We start from the raw sequence: 16643 nt of genomic DNA on the forward strand, positions 1-16643 counted from the left end.
GTGGCCCGGGCGGAGCGCGCGGCAACGCGTTCCGCCCGGGCCGGCGTCGTCAGCTCAGGCCGCTCGCCCACGGGTAGGTCTTGAGGTACGGGTCCGGCGCGACCGGCTTGCCGGAGTTCCACACCTCGGTGATCAGGCCGTCCGCGCCGATCTTGCCGATCCGGGCGGTCTTGGCGATGTGCTGGGTCTTGCCGTCGACGGTGACCAGACCCTCCGGCGCGTCGAAGGTGATCCCGTCCGAGGCGGAACGGACCTTCTCCACATCGAAGGCCCCGGCCTTCTCGACCATCGCCTTCCACAGGTGCACGCTGACGTACGCGGCCTCCATCGGGTCGCTGGTCGGCTTGTCCGCGCCGTACTTCGCCTTGTACGCGGCCACGAACTTCGAGTTCGCCGCGCCCGGCGTGGTCTGGTAGTAGTTCCAGGCCGTCAGCTGGCCCTCCAGGTACTGGGTGCCGATGCCCTTTACCTCTTCCTCGGCGATCGACACCGACACCACCGGCATCGCGGCGGCGCTCAGACCCGCCGACTTGTACTCCTTGAAGAAGGCCACGTTGCTGTCACCGTTGAGCGTGTTGAACACCGCGTCCGCGCCGGACGACTTGACCTTGTTGACGATGGTGCCGAACTCGGTGGAGCCCAGCGGCGCGTAATCCTCACCCAGCACTGTCATCCCGTTCGCGGCCGCGTACGCCTTGATGATTTTGTTCGCGGTTCGCGGAAAGACGTAGTCGCTACCGACCAGATAGACCGACTTGGCGCCCTGCGACTTGAGGTAGTCAAGTCCGGGAACGATCTGCTGGTTGGTCGTCGCTCCGGTGTAGAAGATGTAGGGCGACTGCTCAAGTCCCTCGTACTGCACCGGGTAGAACAGCAACGCCTTGTTCTTCTCGAACACCGGCTTGACCGCCTTGCGGCTGGCCGACGTCCAACAGCCGAAGACGGCGGCCACCCGGTCCTCGGAGATGAGCTTCTCGGCCTTCTCGGCGAAGGTGGGCCAGTCCGAGGCGCCGTCCTCACCGACCGGTTGGATCTTCTTGCCGAGGACACCGCCGGCCGCGTTGATCTCCTCGACGGCGAGCATGATGGAGTCGCGGACGGTGACCTCGCTGATCGCCATGGTCCCGGAGAGCGAGTTGAGCAGGCCCACCTTGACGGTGTCGCCGGAGACGTCGGCGGTGACGCCGGTCGCGCCGCCCTCGTCGGTGGTCTTGCTGCCGCACGCGGTCAACGCGGCCGCGGCGACCAGGGTCATGGCACCCGCCAGGATGCGGCGGCCCCGGAATAATGACATCTACTCTCCCTGCGGTGCACTCAAGTGGCGTTAGGACGGTCGGTGCGGTCCGATGGAGCTGACGTGGGCGGTGCCAAGGTCGACGGGTGGACGTCGCGCAGGGCACCGGATCGGTTATGGGCACCGAAAGCGTCGACCGGCATGATTGCGCCGGTGTTTCCCAGTCCTTAATTGACTGTTTCCGAGGGGACGTCGAGGCGCGCACGAAAATCGGCCGACACCGTTGGGGAGGAAACGGTGTCGGCCGTTCGGAAAGACGCAGAATAAGTGCCACCACAATGGCTGGCGGACGAATCCGCCAACGGTGGGCACGCAATGGTGAGACCTGACCCCGTGGCCAGATACTTCACGCAGGAAGCATCTTAGGACGGGATCGGGTGGCGCTGTCAAGGGTCGGGTGGGCTGACTGCCCCCCGGTTCAGAGCTGGGCGAGCACTGTGAAGTCGAGCCCGTCGGCCTCGGCCAGGTAGATGCGCTGCCGGACGTGCCGCTGACGCAGCCGCAACCGCCCACGCGGCCCCTGATAGGTGACCGTGTCGGCGGCCGTCTCGATGGCCCGCACGTCGAGGGTGCGGGCCTGGCCGATCAGCGCGGCGAGCAGCATGACGCCCTCGTAGCAGGACTCCCCCAGGCTGCCCAGCGGCGGCGCCTCCACCCCGAAACGCCGCGCGAACTCGCCGTGGAAGTCGAGATTCTCCTGGGTGACCAGCCCGGCGAAGAAACCCGCAGTGCTGTACAGCCTCCGGGTCGCGCCGGCGCCGCTGGCCAACAGCATGTTCTCGTCCATCAGGGTGCTCAGCCGCAGGCAGCGCTGGTCCAGGCCGGATCGGGCGAACGCGCGGTTGAACCGCACCGCGTCGGCACCGACCAGCAGCATCAACACGGCGTCCGCGTCACTGTGCTCGATGCGGCGCAACACCTCGGTGAAGTCGTGCGCGTCCAACGGCAGGAAGTGCCGGCCCACCACCTGCCCACCGGCACGCAGCGCGTACCGCTGGGCGGCCCGGGACGTACGGCGCGGCCACACGTAGTCGTTGCCGACCACGAACCAGCGGCGCACACCCTGTTCCCCGGCGAGGAGCCGCATCGCGGGCCACAGTTGGGCATCCGGCGTCTCGCTGGTCAGGAAGACCCCTTCGGTGTGTTCGCCGCCCTCGTAGAGTGCGGTGTAGACGTACGGCACCCGGTGCGCGACGCGGGGCGCCAACGCCTGGCGCACCGAGGAGATGTGCCACCCCGTCACTCCCTGCACGGCCCCCACCGACACCAACGCCTCGACCTCGGCGGCCACCTCTGCCGGCGGTGCGCCACCGTCGACCGGCACCAGGCGAACCTCCCGGCCCAGCACGCCACCGCACCGATTGATCTCCTCGACCGCGAGCTGCGCGCAAAGCTCACAGGTGGGGCCGAACATGCCGGCCGGCCCGCGCATCGGATAGACCAGCGCGATGCTGACCACGGCACGGTCGACGGTCAGCCACGGCGGTGCCGGCGCGGACATGAGCACATGATTGCCCGGCCCACGACGGAAGACCAGCGTTCACCACTGACCGGGACGACTCGCTACCATGACAGGGCCACCGGCCCAGGGAGTTTCATGTCACACGTGCCCGGGACGCCAGCCGACCTGCTGCGCTCGCTCACCCGCGCCGAACGGCTGCTCTCCCGCCGACTGGGCGCCATTCTGGCCGACGACGCGATCAGCATCGAGGCGTGGCGCGTGCTCTGCCTGCTCGCCGACGGCCAGGGCCACCCGATGAGCGAGGTGTCCGCCGAGGCGTCGCTGCCGCCGGGCACCCTCACCAAGCTGGTCGACCAACTCGTCGACCGCAACCTCGTCTTCCGCCGGATCGATCCGATCGACCGCCGACGCATCCGGGCGTACCTGACCGCTCGGGGCCGCCGTGAGCACGCCCGCCTGGACGAGCGGGTCCGAGCCAGCATCGCCGAACTGGGCATCACGGAGATGGGCGTCGCGGAGACCAGCGAGCCGGGCACGCCCCCGGCCGCCAACCTCGTACGCCAGCTCGACGACCTGATCGACCGCCTCGACCCGGCCCGGCAACGAGTGCACGCCGACGCGGCCGGCCCACACCGCTGACCCCTTCCCCGCTCCCCTTCCCCGCTGACCCCTTCCCCTTCCCGCTCCGCGCTGCCGTTTCCCGCTCCCCGCTCCCCGCTGCGGGCTGCGGGCTGCGGGCTGCGGGCTGCGGGCTGCGGGCTCCGGGCGTTCGGCTCCGGGCGTTCGGCTCCGGGCGTTCGGCTCCGGGCGTTCGGCTCCGGGCGTTCGGGCTCGCGGTTAGTTCGGCACGGCCGTGAGCGCGGCCCGACCTCCCACCCCACACGGCAGGAAGCGTGATGTCTGTGAGTCACCGTGATGACTCACAGACATCACGCTTTCTGGAGTGTCCGCCGGCCGGCACCGTCGTGCTCTGCACCAACCTGGCCTCGGGAACGGTTTCGGCGGTCGAGGCCAATCCCCGCTCGGCCGCCGCGGGGGACACGGGCCATGGCGGCGTCGCGCAGGGCCAAGACGGCATTGCGCCAAGACCAGCAAGACCAGGAGGACCAGCAGGCCCAGCAGGACCGGCAGGCCCAGCAGGACCGGCAGGACCGCCAAGACCAGCAAGACCGCCAAGACCGGCACTCGGCCCGGTAGCGGCTCCTAGACCGTTAGGTGGGTGCGCAGGGTGTGCGCGTCGGGAGCGGTGGCCGTCCACAGTGTGGCGGGGCCGCCGGCCAATGGCAGCCGGGCGACGCTGCCCTCGGCCGTTGGCGGTTCGGCGGGTCGCGAGGGGTCGACCACCAGCAGCGATCCGGTGGCCGGGGCGCCGCCAAGGACCGCCGGGCCGGCCCAGCCCGGCGCCTGCGGTCCCACCGCGAGGGACTGACGCAGCAGTGGTCGACCCGCGTAGTCGACCTGGGTGTGTACGACGGCGCCGCCGGGCGCCTCGCCGTACCGGCCGCAGATCAGCTCGTCGCGCCACCGCAGGCTCGCGCCGGCGGCCAGCTCGATCCGGGACTCGGCGAGGTGCGCGCAGCCGGCCGCCGCGACCAACTGTTCCGGAAGCCAGTGCAGCGTGGCGTCGGCGTGGATCACCGCCCGCACCGCCATCCGGGACACGGCACCCGCGCGACCCGGCAGGGCGATCGACGCGGCGACGCTGTGCACCCGGACGGCCGCGCCCGGCCCGACCTCGATCTCCAGGCGCAGATCGTCTCCGGCGAGTGGTCCGGCCGCCCCGCCGACGAGGTGCACAGTGGCGACACCACCGTCGGTCGGGGTCTGGCGCAGCAGCAACGGCGTTTCGCCGTGCAACTCGACCAGGGCCGTACCGCCCCGCCCGTCGGCCCGGGCGACCAGCCGAGCGAGCGCTCGCATCAGGCCGGGCCGACCGGCACGGCCAGCGGGTGCAGGGCGGCGTGGTGGGTCAACTCGTGCCGGATCCAGTCCGCGACCGACGTTGCCGTGGGGTCTCCCACGATGGACAGGAAGAGGGTCGGGAGGTCGCCGCGCCGGGCCCGCGCGTCACGATCCATGACGGCGAGGTCGGCACCCACCATCGGCGCCAGGTCGGTCTTGTTGATCACGAGAAGGTCGGCGGCGGTGACCCCCGGCCCGCCCTTGCGGGGCACCTTGTCCCCGCCCGCCACGTCGACCACGAAGATCTGCCGGTCGACCAGCCCCCGGCTGAAGGTCGCGGTCAGGTTGTCCCCACCGCTCTCCACCAGGACGAGGTCCAGCGGGCCGACCGCCTCGGCCAACTCGTCAACGGCGTCCAGGTTGGCGCCGATGTCGTCGCGGATCGCCGTGTGCGGGCAGCAACCGGTCTCCACCGCGCGGATCCGGGCCGGGTCCAGCACGCCGGCCCGCCGGAGGAAGTCGGCGTCCTCGGTCGTGTAGATGTCGTTTGTCACCACGCCGAGCCGCAACTCGTCGGCGAAGGCACGGCAGAGCGCCGCCACCAGGGCCGTCTTACCGGAACCGACCGGTCCGCCGATGCCGACCCGCAGGGCACGGCCGGCACGCGCCAACGGCGGATGGGGGTCCACCCCCGGCTCCGGATGGGTGTGCGGAACGGTCTCGTCATGGGGTGGCATGGCCGGCGGCGGCGTGGCCGCCGACGGAGTGATCGGTTCGACGGCGGGCACAGCGCTCGGCACAACGGTGTCAGGACGCAAAGAGACGCACCTCCCAGGTGGCATGGATTTCGGCATGAATGTCGGCCAGTGGAGCGGCGGCGGCCGGCAGCCGCTCCGGTGGGTCGTCGGCGGCCCGCGCCGCGTCGGCGGCCGTGCCGTCGCAGGCGTCGGCCAAGCCGACCAGCAGGGCCTGGACCTGGTACGGGTCGAGGCCGAGCAGCCGTACGCCGGCGCTGGCCGCCCCGGTCAGCGTCCCGTACGCGGCGATCGTGGCGGTCTCGACTCGGGACAGCCCGGCCGCGGCGCAGAGCAGCCCGAGCACCAGCGGTTGGTGTGCCCCACCGGGCGTCGCGGGCAGATCGGCGAACGGGGCGTCCGGCCAGATGGTCCGGCCGGCACGCAGCAACGCCCGGCCCTGTCGGCGCGAGACCGCCCGTAACGCCGGGGCGGCGGTACGCGCGTCCAGCTCCGCGTCGAGCCGAGCCAGCGCCCGCGACCGAGCGGCGGACTCAGCCGGCGTGTCCGACGGTTGGGCGGACCGGGCCGGGTGCGCCGAGCCGATCGGCTCGGGCATCGCCACCCGGTGAGCGGCCGCCGCGAACGCCGCGCCGACCAGACCGGCGGTGGCCAGTCGCCCGGCCAGGAACGCCTCCAACGACGCCAGGTCGGTGACCCGGCCGGCGGCGACGGCCGCCTCCAGACCACCGGAGTGCGCGTGCGCCCCGGCCGGGAAGCGTCCGTCGGCCAACAACAACAGCAGGCTCGGCGTCGCCATCAGAACAGGAAGTACCGCTGGGCCATCGGCAGCCGGGTCACCGGGTCCGGCTCCACCACCTGCCCGTCGATCCGTACCGTGAAGGTGTCCGGGTCCACCTCGATGCGCGGCATCGCGTTGTTCTCCGGCAGGTCGGCCTTGCCCCGCGACCGTACGTCACTCACCGGCACCACCCGACGACGCACGTCCAGGCGGAGCCCGGCGTCCAGCGCCGCCGGGGCCACGAAGGCCAGGCTGGTGGCGGCCGCCGCCGCGCCGTACGCCCCGAACATCGGCCGGGGCAGCATCGGCTGCGGTGTCGGGATCGAGGCGTTGGCGTCGCCCATCTGGGCGTACGCGATCATGCCGCCCTTGATCACCAGCAGCGGCCGGACGCCGAAGAACGCCGGGTCCCAGAGCACCAGGTCGGCGAGCTTGCCCGGTTCGACCGAGCCGACCTCCCGTTCCAGCCCGTTGGCCATCGCGGCGCAGATGGTGTACTTCGCCACGTACCGCCGGGCCCGGTGATTGTCGGCGGGCCCGTCGCCCGGCAGCGCGCCGACCCGGTCCTTCATCACGTGGGCGCTCTGCCAGGTCCGCGTGATCACCTCGCCGACCCGGCCCATCGCCTGCGAGTCGGAACCGATGATCGAGATCGCGCCGAGGTCGTGCAGCAGGTCCTCGGCGGCCATCGTGGATGGTCGGATCCGGCTCTCGGCGAAGGCCAGGTCCTCCGGCACCGACGGGTTGAGGTGGTGGCAGACCATCAACATGTCCAGGTGCTCGGCCAGGGTGTTGGCGGTGTACGGCCGGGTCGGGTTGGTCGACGACGGCAGCACGTTCGGTTCGCTGGCCACGGTGATGATGTCCGGTGCGTGCCCGCCACCGGCTCCCTCGGTGTGGTACGAGTGGATCGCCCGCCCGCCGATCGCCCGCAGGGTGTCGGCGACGAAGCCGGCCTCGTTGAGCGTGTCGGTGTGGATCGACACCTGGACCCCGGACGCGTCCGCCACCCGCAGGCAGGCGTCGATCGCCGCCGGTGTGGTGCCCCAGTCCTCGTGCAGCTTGAAACCGCCCGCACCGGCCCGCAGTTGTTCCCACAGCGCCTCGGTGGAGACGGTGTTGCCCTTGCCGAGCAGCAGCACGTTGACCGGCATGGTGTCCAGCGCCTCGTGCATCCGGGCCAGGTGCCAGGCGTTCGGGGTGACGGTTGTCGCGCGGGTCCCTTCGGCCGGCCCGGTGCCGCCGCCGACCATCGTGGTGATGCCGCTGGCCAGCGCCTCGGTGACGATCTGCGGGCAGATGAAGTGCACGTGGGTGTCGACAGCGCCGGCGGTGAGGATCCGCCCGTTGCCCGCGATCACCTCGGTCGACGGGCCGATGACCAGGTCGGGGTGGACACCGGGCATGGTGTCCGGGTTACCGGCCCGGCCGAGGGCCACGATGCGCCCGTCGCGCAGCCCCACGTCGGCCTTGACCACTCCCCAGTGGTCGAGTACCACCGCGCCGGTGATGACGGTGTCCAGTGCCCCTTCGGCGCGGGTGGCACGGGACTGTCCCATCGACTCGCGGATCACCTTCCCGCCGCCGAAGACGGCCTCGTCGCCGCCCACGCAGTGGTCGGTCTCCACCTCGATCAGCAGGTTGGTGTCGGCCAGTCGGATCCGGTCACCGGTCGTCGGGCCGTACAGGTCGATGTAGCGGTCCCGCCGCACGGCGCTCACCGCGGCGACCCGTCGGCCGTGACCGCGTGCGGCGACGGGTCCAGCGGTCCCGCGCACTCTGCGCGCAGGCCCGGCACGACGCGTGCGCCGCCGAGTGGCACGAGGTCGACGCTGCGGTTGATGCCCGGCTCGAACCGGACGGAGGTGCCGGCCGGAACGGCGAGCCGTTGGCCCCAGGCCGCGCCCCTGTCGAACGACAGCGCCGGGTTGGCTTCGGCGAAGTGGTAGTGCGAGCCGACCTGCACCGGGCGGTCGGCGGTGTTGACCACGAGCAGTGTGGTCACCGGACGACCCACGTTGATCTCGACCGGGTCCGCCGCCGGCAGGATCTCCCCGGGGATCACGGGATCGGGTGGTGCACCGTCACGAGCTTGGTGCCGTCCGGGAACGTCGCCTCCACCTGCACCTCCCTCAGCAGCTCGGGGATGCCGTCCTGGACGTCGTCGCGACCGAGAACCGCCCGGCCGGCGGACATCAGGTCGACCACCGACCGCCCGTCGCGGGCCCCTTCGAGGAGGAACGCGGTGATCACCGCGACGGCTTCGGGGTAGTTGAGGCGCAGGCCGCGTTCGCGGCGGGCGCGGGCGACATCGGCCGCGACGTGGACGAGCAGGCGGTCCTGCTCGTGCGGGCTGAGGAACACGGGGCTCTCCCGGTGGGTCGGCGTGCCCCGGCTCGTCGTCGGCTCCGCACGGAGCCACGCCGGGCATCAGCGCCCGGGGACGAGCTGGGAGTCACACGACCGCCGGGTCACCGCCGACGGGGCGACCCGGGACTCCACCATCCCGGCCCGCACGACGGGCAACCGGCGGTGTCGGGTCGGATGCGGACCGCACCGCCCACCGCTGAGCAGACCGTAGAGGATCGCCACCGACCGAGGCAACAGTCCATCAGGGATCTGGTCGGCTACCGGTCCGTGTTCCGGTAGAGCGGCAGGCAGGGGATGATCACCGGATGACGGCGACGAGGGGTACCCGGGCACTGCTCGGTGTTCTGTTCCTGGCGGCGGCCACGGTCGGGGCGTGGATCCTCTGGCTGGGCTGGGACACCCGGTACACGGTCGACGCGCAGACCGGCGCGAGCAGCGGCCCGTACGAGCCGTGGCAGGTGATCGGCTGTGTGTTGACGCTCGTGCTGCTGGCCGCGCTCGCCGGGACGCGGCTCAGCCCGTGGCTGGTGGCGCCGGTGATGACTGTGGCGTTCACGGTGGTGTGGTCGTGGCGGGCCGCGTCGACCGACGACAGCGGGTTGTGGGTGGTCGGGGGGATTCTGGTTCTGGTCGGGATGGCGGCCGGCAGCACCGTGGTGAGCCTCGCGGGGCGGCGGGTTGGCCAGCGGTTCACCGGCTGATCCGCGCAAGCCTGTTTCGTGCGGGCGATGCCTACTCCCGCCAGCCGGTCAGTTCCACCCCACTGGTGCCGACGGCGCGAATCGCAGCCGGCACACGGTACGCCGTGGGTGTACCTTGGCGAGTCGCCATATGCTGCCCGGCTAGCTCGCCGGCAGATCAGCGGCACTGGCGTACGTACGGATTCGCCGGCTTCGGTAACGGATCGTTCTGGTTGTGTGATCCCGAGGTGTGGCAGCCGGCGGTCGACGCGTGGACCAACGGCCTTGCCCTACCGGAAGAAGAACGATGGATTGCCGTGAGCCGCAGCGCGTTCGGCGATGTGCAGGTGTGGGGGCAGCAGACAGGCTCACGGTTGACGATCAGCGCGCAGTACGGGTGGGTGGTCCACACGGATCGGGCGGACCGCGCGATGTCGGACGATCGCCGCGATGACCGGCTCTACGCTCTGTTGATGTCCCAGGACCGCCGCAGCGTTGACCTTCACGGTGCCGACAGGAAGCCGTTGTTCGATCGGATACTCGCACTGCGTGGTCCGGTGGGCCCCGACACCATCTATGGCTTTGTCCCGGCCTTGGGTCTCGGCGGGGCGCTGCGCCCCGACCAGGCCGAGATCGTCGACGGACCCGTTCATCTGGAGCTGCTCGCCGAGCTCTCCGAGCGCCGCGTCGTGGACAGGGAAGACCTCCTGCACATGTGGATCGGTCAGTGACCGGCCCAGGCGCCGCCGACAGCCGGACGGCAGCTGGGCGCCAGCGAGCACGGCCGGGCCTTCGCATGTGCCCGTCAACCAGCCTCCCCGGCCGGCGTTGATGGTGTGGCGGCCGGTGCGGGCTACCGACACGGGCCTGAAGGGGCGTGCCGCGCGCCTCCTGACCAGTGACCCGACCGACGATGCCGGATGGCCTGCCGACCTGCCTGCAGGTGTGACGGACGTGGTCATCGTCGAGGACACGCCCAGCCCGACAGCCACTCTGACGGTGCAGACCAGCGGGGACGCCGCTCCGACGAGGACGCGGGTCAGGTTTGACCAGCTCGCGGTACGCGATGCGGTCGTAGAAGGGTGACTGCGGTGTCAATGGGTGTTGTTCAGGTCATGGTCGTCGGACTGGCTGTGCTTCTGCGACTGACGACGTTCGGCTGGTACGCCATCATCGCGACCATCGTGAGCGCTTTCTCGCTCGGCATCGTGCCCGCGATCGTGCTGGGGCCGCTGATCTACGCCGGATTCGCCGCGCCACCGTCTGCGTGGCCCCTTCTCATCGCGGCCGACGTCCTGCTCCTGGTGTCTGCGTTGACCTTCGAGGACGGCGGTGACAACGAGGGCACGACTCCGCTGGAGGTGCTCACCGGCCGTCGTGGACTGTCCGGTCGCGCCACGGACAGCGCGTTCCGGTTCTGCGGCAGCGCCTACCTACTGACCCTGCCGGCACTTGTGGCTTGGACGATCGCCGGTTAGCCGGAGGCAGCCGGTCAGCGGGATCCGGCGGGCTGCGGCGCTGCCACGCCGGCGAACGGGACGCCCACGTGGTCGCCGGTCCCGGTGCTCGGGGTCGGTGTGCTGCGTCGGGCCCGGTTCAACGTGGACCGGCTCTGGGCCGGGGTGCTGGTGGCCGCAGGGATGGTGACGCTGCTCCGGGCGTGAGCGTCCATCGTGGAAACGTGTGATGTGTGATCTCATGTCGTGGTGATCACCCCGACTCCCCTCATGCGTCTAGTGGCCGGTGTGTGGGGGTTCAAGACCCTCGCGGCCGGCGTCGAACTCGGTCTGTTCACCCGGCTCGCCGGCGGGCGGACGATGACCGTCGAGCAGGCTGCCGCCGAGTTCGGGCTGCCCGACCGGCCCGCTGACCTGCTGCTGGCCGCCAGTGCGTCGCTCGGCCTGTTGGAGAAGGCCGGCGACGGTTACCGCAACTCCGAGTTGGCCGAGCAGTTCCTGGTCGAGGGCCGCCCGTACTACTTCGGGGCGCAGGTCCGCTACTCGGACCTGCGCACCTACCTGCCCTGGCACCGCATCGGCGACGCCCTGCGCACGGATCGACCCTTGACCTGGGATCCGGAGGCCCAACAGTCGATGTTCGACACCGAGGACCCCCAGATGCTGGCGCAGTTCTGGGACGCGATGTTCTCCACGTCGAGCTTCACCGCCAGCGCGCTGGCCGACGCGTACGACTTCTCCGCGCATCGCCGGTTGCTCGACGTGGGCGGCGGCGCGGGCGCGTTCCCGATCGAGTTCTGCCGCCGTCTGCCCGAGCTGCGGGCGACCGTCCTGGATCTGCCGCACGTCTGCGTGCGCGCCCGGGAGCGGATCGCCGAGGCTGGGCTGACCGGGCGGATCGACGCGGTGGCCGGTGACTTCCTCGCCGACCCGGCGCTGCCGGACGGGCACGACGTCATCCTGCTCAGCATGATCCTGCATGACTGGGACGAGCCGACGAACCGGGCGTTGCTGGCCCGCTGCCACGCGGCGTTGCCGTCCGGCGGGGCGATCGTCGTCTGCGAGCTGTTGCTCAACGACGAACGCACCGGACCGCCGGAGGCGGCCCTGATGGGGATGAACATGCTTGTCGAGACCGAGGGCGGCCGGAACTACTCGGGCGCCGAGTACGCGGCGTGGCTCACCGACGCCGGCTTCGTCGACGTGCGTACCGTGCCGTTCGACGCGCCGGGCGCCAACGGCGCGGTGGTGGCCCGCCGGCCCTGACCGACGACGACACCCGGCCCCGGTGCGAACCGTGGGCCGGGTGTCGCGGCGCCTCACGGCGCGGGCGTCCGATCGGCTACCGGTACGGGTCAGGCGCGAGCCTTGGCGGGCTGCTTCATGAAGTCCAGAACCGCCTTGTTGACCTCGTCGGCGTGGGTCCACGGGATACCGTGCGGCGCGCCCTTGAGCGTGACGAGCGTGCCGGTCGGCATCATCGGCCCGAGCCGCTGACCGGTCACCGGATACGGCAGCACCCGGTCCTGGTCACCCTGCACGATCAACACCGGAATGTCGATCTTCGGCAGGTCCTGACGGAAGTCTTCCTGCCAGGCGTTCACGCTGTCGTGGGTAGCCTTACCGGAGGCCATCGCGCCGATCTGCCAGTGCGCCCGGTACGCCTCTTCGCTGACCCGCTTGCCCATGTTCTGGTCCGGGTTGAAGAACGCGTCACAGAAGGACGTCAGGTAGGCGAACCGGTCCTTGATGATGGCGTCCTGGAAGCCCTTGAACAGGCTCCGCTCGACGCCCTCCGGGTTGTCGCTCGCCTTGGCCAGCATCGGTTGCAGTGGGCTGAGCAGCACCGCCCGGCTGACCCGTTGCGAGCCGTAGTTGCCCAGGTAACGGACCACCTCGCCGGTGCCCATCGAGTGACCGATCAGGGTCACCTCGTTCAGGTTCAGCTCGGTCATCAACACGTCCAGGTCCGCTGCGAACGTGTTGTAGTCGTACCCGAAGGCCGGCTGGGCGGAGTTACCGTTACCGCGGCGATCGTAGGTGATCGTCCGGTATCCGGCGTCCTGCAACGCCCGCGTCTCCTTCTCCCAGGTTGCGCCATTGAACGGGAAGCCGTGGATCAGCACCACCGGCTTACCGGAACCGTGATCCTCGTAGTACAGGTCGATGGGCGCGGAGTTTTCCGTCCCCACGGTGATGAAAGGCATGTTTGTCTCCTGCTCCGGTCTCGGGCTGTCGGACCCCCCGCGCTTTCCCGTCGGGTCGCCGGATATGCGGGCCCTCAGATCGGGCGCGAACGGCAGGCGCAGAGCTTCCGCGGGCCGCCCGTGTCGTCCTAACCTCGGGGGGTGAAACTTCCGCCCCGGCTGCGGGCCGTCAGCGACCTGCACGTCGGGCACCCGCAGAACCGCGCATTCGTGCAGGATCTACACCCGGACAACGAGGGCGACTGGCTGCTCGTCGCCGGCGACGTCGCCGACCGGTTCGCCGACGTCGAGTGGGCCCTTGGGCTGCTGAGCAGTCGGTTCGCGCGGGTCGTCTGGGCGCCGGGCAACCATGAGCTGTGGACACCACCGCGCGACCCGGTCACGCTGCGCGGCGAGGAGCGCTACCGCGAACTGGTGCGGATGTGCCGGCGGTTGGGGGTGCTCACCCCGGAAGATCCGTACCCGGTGTGGGACGGCGACGGCGGCCCGGCCACCATCGCCCCGCTCTTCGTGCTCTACGACTACACCTTCCGGGTGCCCGAGGCGCGCACCCAGGAGGAGTCGCTGGCCCTGGCGTACGCGGCCGGTGTGGTGTGCACGGACGAGGCGCTGCTGCACCCCGACCCGTACCCGAGCCGGGAGGCGTGGTGCGCGGCCCGGATCACCGAGACCGAACGCCGGCTGGCCGAACGCGACACGGCGCTGCCAACGGTGCTGGTCAACCACTACCCGCTGGTGCGGGAACCCACCGACGTCCTGCTGTACCCGGTCTTCGCCCAGTGGTGCGGCACGGTCCGCACCAGCGACTGGCACCTGCGCTTCGACGCGGCCACAGTGGTCTACGGGCACCTGCACATCCCCCGCACCACCATCCACGACGGGGTGCGTTTCGAGGAGGTCTCCCTCGGCTACCCCCGCGAGTGGCAGCCCCGAGGGCCGGTGCCCGACCCGGTACGCACCATCCACCCGGCGGACGACTGGCGCCGGCGCACGTCCGTCAGCGGGTGAGACCGTCAGGTTTTCCGCAGCGGCCCGAACGCGGCCCGCACCTCGGCGGAGAAGAGTTCTGGCTCCTCCCACGCCGCGAAGTGCCCGCCGCGGTCAGCCTCGTTGAAGTACGCGATGCCGGGATAGACCGCCTCGGCCCAGCTACGCGGAGCGGCCCAGATCTCGCCGGGGAACGTGGTGAAGCCGACCGGCACCGTGACCGGCGGCGGAGCCTGACCGGCCGCCTGGGCCGCTGCTTGAAACCGCCCCTGCTCCCAGTACCACCGGGCGGACGAAGCACCGGTGCCCGTCAACCAGTACAGCGTGATGTTGTCGAGGATGCTGTCCCGGGTGAGACCGCCGGCCGGCTCACCGTCGAGGAACGCGCGGGAGATCTTGTAGTAGCTGTCCGTGTCGTGGTCGAGCATCCAGGCCGCCATCCCGACAGGTGAGTCCAGCAGCGAGTAGCCGATCGTCTGCGGCCGGGTGGACTGCTCCAGGAAGTAGCCGAAACCGTCCATCGAGAACAGCTTGAGCGCCTCGAGCGCGGCACGTTCCTGCTCGGAATTCGCCGGCAGCTTGTCCTTGATGCCGACCGCCCCGGCGAGCAGGTTGACGTGGATGCCGAGCAGCCCCTCGGGTGCTTGACGTCCCATGGCGTCCGTAACGGCCGCGCCGACGTCGCCGCCCTGTGCGACGTAACGCGAATACCCGAGGCGGTCCATCAGTTTCGCCCACGCCTGTGCCATCCGCGCGGAATCCCAGCCAGGCTCGGTCGGCTCGCCGGAGAAGCCGTAGCCCGGCAACGACGGCAGCACCAGGTGGAACGCGTCCTCGGGCGTGCCGCCGTGCGCCGTCGGGTCGGTCAGCGGGCCGACGACCCCGAGCAGCTCGGCGACCGAGCCCGGCCAGCCGTGCGTCATGATCAGCGGCAGGGCGTTCTCGTGCTGCGACCGTACGTGGATGAAGTGAATCTCGACGCCGTCGATGTTCGTCGTGTACTGCGGCAGCGAATTCAGCGTCGTCTCGCACGCACGCCAGTCGTAATCGGTCATCCAGTAGCGGGCCAACTCCTGGATCGTCGCCAGCTGCACACCCTGGGATCGATCGGTGACCAACTCGCGGGTGGGCCAGCGGGTAGCCGCAATCCGGCGACGCAGGTCGGCGATCACGTCCTCCGGCGTGTCGAGCCGGAAGGGACGAATTTCGCTGTCGTTGGACATCTTCCCCACCTCGCAAAGTCGAGTCGGCCAGCGCCGATGCACCGACGTGCCGGCACTCGCCCAGTCTCACAGCGGGCCGACGCCACCCGGGCCGAAACGCGAATCGCCGCCGCTCCTCGGCGTGACACCCATGGGAAGATCAACCAGTGAGCCAACCGGACGAAGACGACGACAACTGGCTGAACGGCGAGGAAGTCGCCTGTCCGGAGTGCCACGAACGCCTCCACCGCCTCGACCACTCGCCACTGCTGGACTGCTATTTCCTCTACTGCGACAGCTGCCCGATGCGGGTGGATGTCGGTTACTACGACAAGACGTTCAGGACCATCGCGGACGCGCTCCCCTCCGAGGACAGGGCCTACCCCACGCTGATGGCGGCACTTGAGGCGCGGCTGCGGCGATGCGACTGCGGCGGGCGGTTCCGTGACTCGGCACCTCGGCGCTGTCACCGGTGCTCCACCGTCCTGACGGCCATCAGCGAGCCCTCCGGTGTCGACGTCTGGCCGGGTTGGTGGACAGATGAGACGGACACCGGCTCCCTGGAAGAGGCGTTCACCGCCAGGTACTTCCGCACCGAGGACCTCTGGGAGCACTGACCCTGCCGGGGCCAGTTGGCTTCGGCGCGGAGTTATCCGGTCGGAGCGCCGGCGCGCGTCCCGTCAGCGGGTGAGACCGACCACAGTGGCCAGTCGCGCCACGCCAGCCGGCGCCGGCCGCGCGCGGGCAACGTCGGCGATCACGGTACGCGCCAGAGGCCGACACCGAACCTCAGCCGGCGCGACACTGTCCGCAGCTCGTCAGCTCGGCTGCTCTGGCCGCCGCCAGCGGCGGCCAGAGCAGCCTGAAGCAGCAACGTCCCACCCACCGCCCACTCCCACCGCCCACTCCCGGCGGTCGCCCTGACCCCGGTGATCGCCCTGACCTCGGCTACCGCGCCGACCTTCGTGATCAAGAGGTTTGCGGGAAGTTTGACCTTCAAAAGTCCCGCAAATCTCTTGATCACCATCGTGGGATGAGGGCCGTGACTCACGCCCGCGCTGGGGGCACCGACGCCGCCTGCGACTGGGGTCGGGAGTTGGCGCAGCACGCTTCAGGCATCCATTCGGCGTTAGAGCTTCACCTGGACCAGTCCGCTAGCGTCACCAAGGTGACCTGGACGGAGCCCGCCACGTGGTACGCCAACCTGGCTTCGTTTTACGCCGCCGCTGCGGCCTTCATCACCGACCCGGCCGGCAACGTGCTGCTCGTCAAGCCATGTCGTCCTCCGAGCGGCCATCCCGACGGCTTCGGTCAGCGCCCGAGACCGTCAGTTCATCCGGCGCCTCAGCTGACCACCGCGCTTTAGGCTCATCGAGCGCTTGGAGGCGAAGTCACCCGAGAATGCGCAGTCGTCACGAAGCACTGGGACCTCGACGGTTCTCGTTGCGGCAGCTCACGTGAACCTGTCCGCCTCGACGTTGGCCTTGGCGATGTGCGGCTTGCGCCCGTGCGATGAGATGGGCGGCCGCCGCTCCCCCGGCGGCCG

At 70.4% G+C, this 16643-nt stretch carries 20 protein-coding genes; 9 read left to right on the forward strand and 11 right to left on the reverse strand.

The window, feature by feature from the left end; translation table 11 throughout:
* Window positions 1–49: 49 nt before the first annotated feature.
* Both urtA and OHB44_RS19060 read right to left on the reverse strand, forming a co-directional pair.
* Window positions 50–1294, reverse strand: a complete 1245-nt coding sequence (gene urtA / locus OHB44_RS19055) for an urea ABC transporter substrate-binding protein (RefSeq protein WP_238682415.1) — start codon at window positions 1292–1294, stop codon at window positions 50–52.
* 418 nt (window positions 1295–1712) lie between these two features.
* Window positions 1713–2795, reverse strand: coding sequence for a substrate-binding domain-containing protein (locus OHB44_RS19060; protein ID WP_238682416.1), 1083 nt, complete (start codon window positions 2793–2795; stop codon window positions 1713–1715).
* Window positions 2796–2891: 96 nt separating this feature from the next.
* Between OHB44_RS19060 and OHB44_RS19065 the strand changes: the two genes are divergently transcribed.
* Window positions 2892–3395: a MarR family winged helix-turn-helix transcriptional regulator gene (locus tag OHB44_RS19065; RefSeq protein WP_330437740.1), complete on the forward strand. Its 504-nt coding sequence runs from the start codon at window positions 2892–2894 to the stop codon at window positions 3393–3395.
* A 564-nt stretch (window positions 3396–3959) separates the two neighbouring features.
* Here the strand turns inward: OHB44_RS19065 and OHB44_RS19070 are convergent.
* The 7 genes from OHB44_RS19070 to OHB44_RS19100 form a co-directional block, all read right to left on the reverse strand.
* Window positions 3960–4676, reverse strand: a complete 717-nt coding sequence (locus tag OHB44_RS19070) for an urease accessory protein UreD (RefSeq protein WP_330437741.1) — start codon at window positions 4674–4676, stop codon at window positions 3960–3962.
* Complete coding sequence (gene ureG, locus OHB44_RS19075) at window positions 4676–5395, reverse strand: urease accessory protein UreG (RefSeq protein WP_442932704.1); 720 nt, start codon at window positions 5393–5395, stop codon at window positions 4676–4678. The genes OHB44_RS19070 and ureG overlap by 1 nt, the downstream gene beginning before the upstream one ends.
* A 70-nt stretch (window positions 5396–5465) precedes the next feature.
* Entirely contained in the window at window positions 5466–6212 is a 747-nt protein-coding gene (locus OHB44_RS19080) for an urease accessory protein UreF (protein ID WP_330437743.1), read from the reverse strand.
* The gene (locus tag OHB44_RS19085) at window positions 6212–7915 is read right to left on the reverse strand and encodes an urease subunit alpha (protein WP_238682421.1); all 1704 of its coding nucleotides are present in this window, start codon (window positions 7913–7915) and stop codon (window positions 6212–6214) included. The genes OHB44_RS19080 and OHB44_RS19085 overlap by 1 nt, the downstream gene beginning before the upstream one ends.
* Complete coding sequence (locus tag OHB44_RS19090) at window positions 7912–8259, reverse strand: urease subunit beta (RefSeq protein WP_308193602.1); 348 nt, start codon at window positions 8257–8259, stop codon at window positions 7912–7914. The genes OHB44_RS19085 and OHB44_RS19090 overlap by 4 nt, the downstream gene beginning before the upstream one ends.
* The gene (locus OHB44_RS19095; protein ID WP_030335444.1) at window positions 8256–8558 is read right to left on the reverse strand and encodes an urease subunit gamma; all 303 of its coding nucleotides are present in this window, start codon (window positions 8556–8558) and stop codon (window positions 8256–8258) included. The genes OHB44_RS19090 and OHB44_RS19095 overlap by 4 nt, the downstream gene beginning before the upstream one ends.
* Before the next feature lie 66 nt (window positions 8559–8624).
* Window positions 8625–8786: a hypothetical protein gene (locus tag OHB44_RS19100; RefSeq protein ID WP_238659749.1), complete on the reverse strand. Its 162-nt coding sequence runs from the start codon at window positions 8784–8786 to the stop codon at window positions 8625–8627.
* Between the two features lie 83 nt (window positions 8787–8869).
* Here OHB44_RS19100 and OHB44_RS19105 point away from each other — a divergent pair, with 83 nt between their 5' ends.
* The 5 genes from OHB44_RS19105 to OHB44_RS19125 all read left to right on the forward strand — a co-directional run bounded on the left by OHB44_RS19105 (window position 8870) and on the right by OHB44_RS19125 (window position 11967).
* Window positions 8870–9265, forward strand: a complete 396-nt coding sequence (locus OHB44_RS19105; RefSeq protein ID WP_330437744.1) for a hypothetical protein — start codon at window positions 8870–8872, stop codon at window positions 9263–9265.
* A gap of 104 nt (window positions 9266–9369) precedes the next feature.
* Window positions 9370–9975 (forward strand): GAD-like domain-containing protein, encoded by a 606-nt coding sequence (locus OHB44_RS19110; protein WP_330437745.1) that lies wholly within the window; start codon window positions 9370–9372, stop codon window positions 9973–9975.
* A gap of 100 nt (window positions 9976–10075) precedes the next feature.
* Window positions 10076–10330 carry a DUF7161 family protein gene (locus OHB44_RS33500; protein ID WP_442932705.1) on the forward strand — a complete coding sequence of 85 codons (255 nt, stop codon included), beginning with the start codon at window positions 10076–10078 and terminating at the stop codon, window positions 10328–10330.
* 5 nt (window positions 10331–10335) lie between these two features.
* Entirely contained in the window at window positions 10336–10722 is a 387-nt protein-coding gene (locus OHB44_RS19115; protein ID WP_330437746.1) for a hypothetical protein, read from the forward strand.
* A gap of 228 nt (window positions 10723–10950) precedes the next feature.
* A complete protein-coding gene (locus tag OHB44_RS19125) occupies window positions 10951–11967 on the forward strand; it encodes an acetylserotonin O-methyltransferase (RefSeq protein ID WP_238682426.1) in 1017 nt (338 codons plus the stop codon).
* Window positions 11968–12056: 89 nt separating this feature from the next.
* Here the strand turns inward: OHB44_RS19125 and OHB44_RS19130 are convergent, their stop codons facing one another.
* On the reverse strand, window positions 12057–12908 hold the full coding sequence (locus OHB44_RS19130) for an alpha/beta fold hydrolase (protein ID WP_238682427.1): 852 nt from the start codon (window positions 12906–12908) through the stop codon (window positions 12057–12059).
* Between the two features lie 141 nt (window positions 12909–13049).
* On the opposite strand from OHB44_RS19130, the gene OHB44_RS19135 reads away from it, so the two are divergent.
* On the forward strand, window positions 13050–13916 hold the full coding sequence (locus OHB44_RS19135) for a metallophosphoesterase family protein (RefSeq protein ID WP_330437747.1): 867 nt from the start codon (window positions 13050–13052) through the stop codon (window positions 13914–13916).
* Window positions 13917–13921: 5 nt separating this feature from the next.
* Here the strand turns inward: OHB44_RS19135 and OHB44_RS19140 are convergent, their stop codons facing one another.
* Window positions 13922–15118 carry an epoxide hydrolase family protein gene (locus OHB44_RS19140; protein WP_330437748.1) on the reverse strand — a complete coding sequence of 399 codons (1197 nt, stop codon included), beginning with the start codon at window positions 15116–15118 and terminating at the stop codon, window positions 13922–13924.
* A 146-nt stretch (window positions 15119–15264) separates the two neighbouring features.
* Here OHB44_RS19140 and OHB44_RS19145 point away from each other — a divergent pair, with 146 nt between their 5' ends.
* Together OHB44_RS19145 and OHB44_RS19150 are read left to right on the forward strand one after the other, a co-directional pair.
* Window positions 15265–15714, forward strand: coding sequence for a hypothetical protein (locus tag OHB44_RS19145; RefSeq protein WP_330437749.1), 450 nt, complete (start codon window positions 15265–15267; stop codon window positions 15712–15714).
* 551 nt (window positions 15715–16265) lie between these two features.
* Window positions 16266–16463 carry a hypothetical protein gene (locus OHB44_RS19150; RefSeq protein ID WP_238682431.1) on the forward strand — a complete coding sequence of 66 codons (198 nt, stop codon included), beginning with the start codon at window positions 16266–16268 and terminating at the stop codon, window positions 16461–16463.
* The last annotated feature ends 180 nt before the right edge of the window (window positions 16464–16643 follow it).

The organism is Micromonospora sp. NBC_00821 (genome assembly GCF_036347035.1).
GTDB classification, from domain to species: Bacteria; Actinomycetota; Actinomycetes; order Mycobacteriales; family Micromonosporaceae; genus Micromonospora; species Micromonospora hortensis.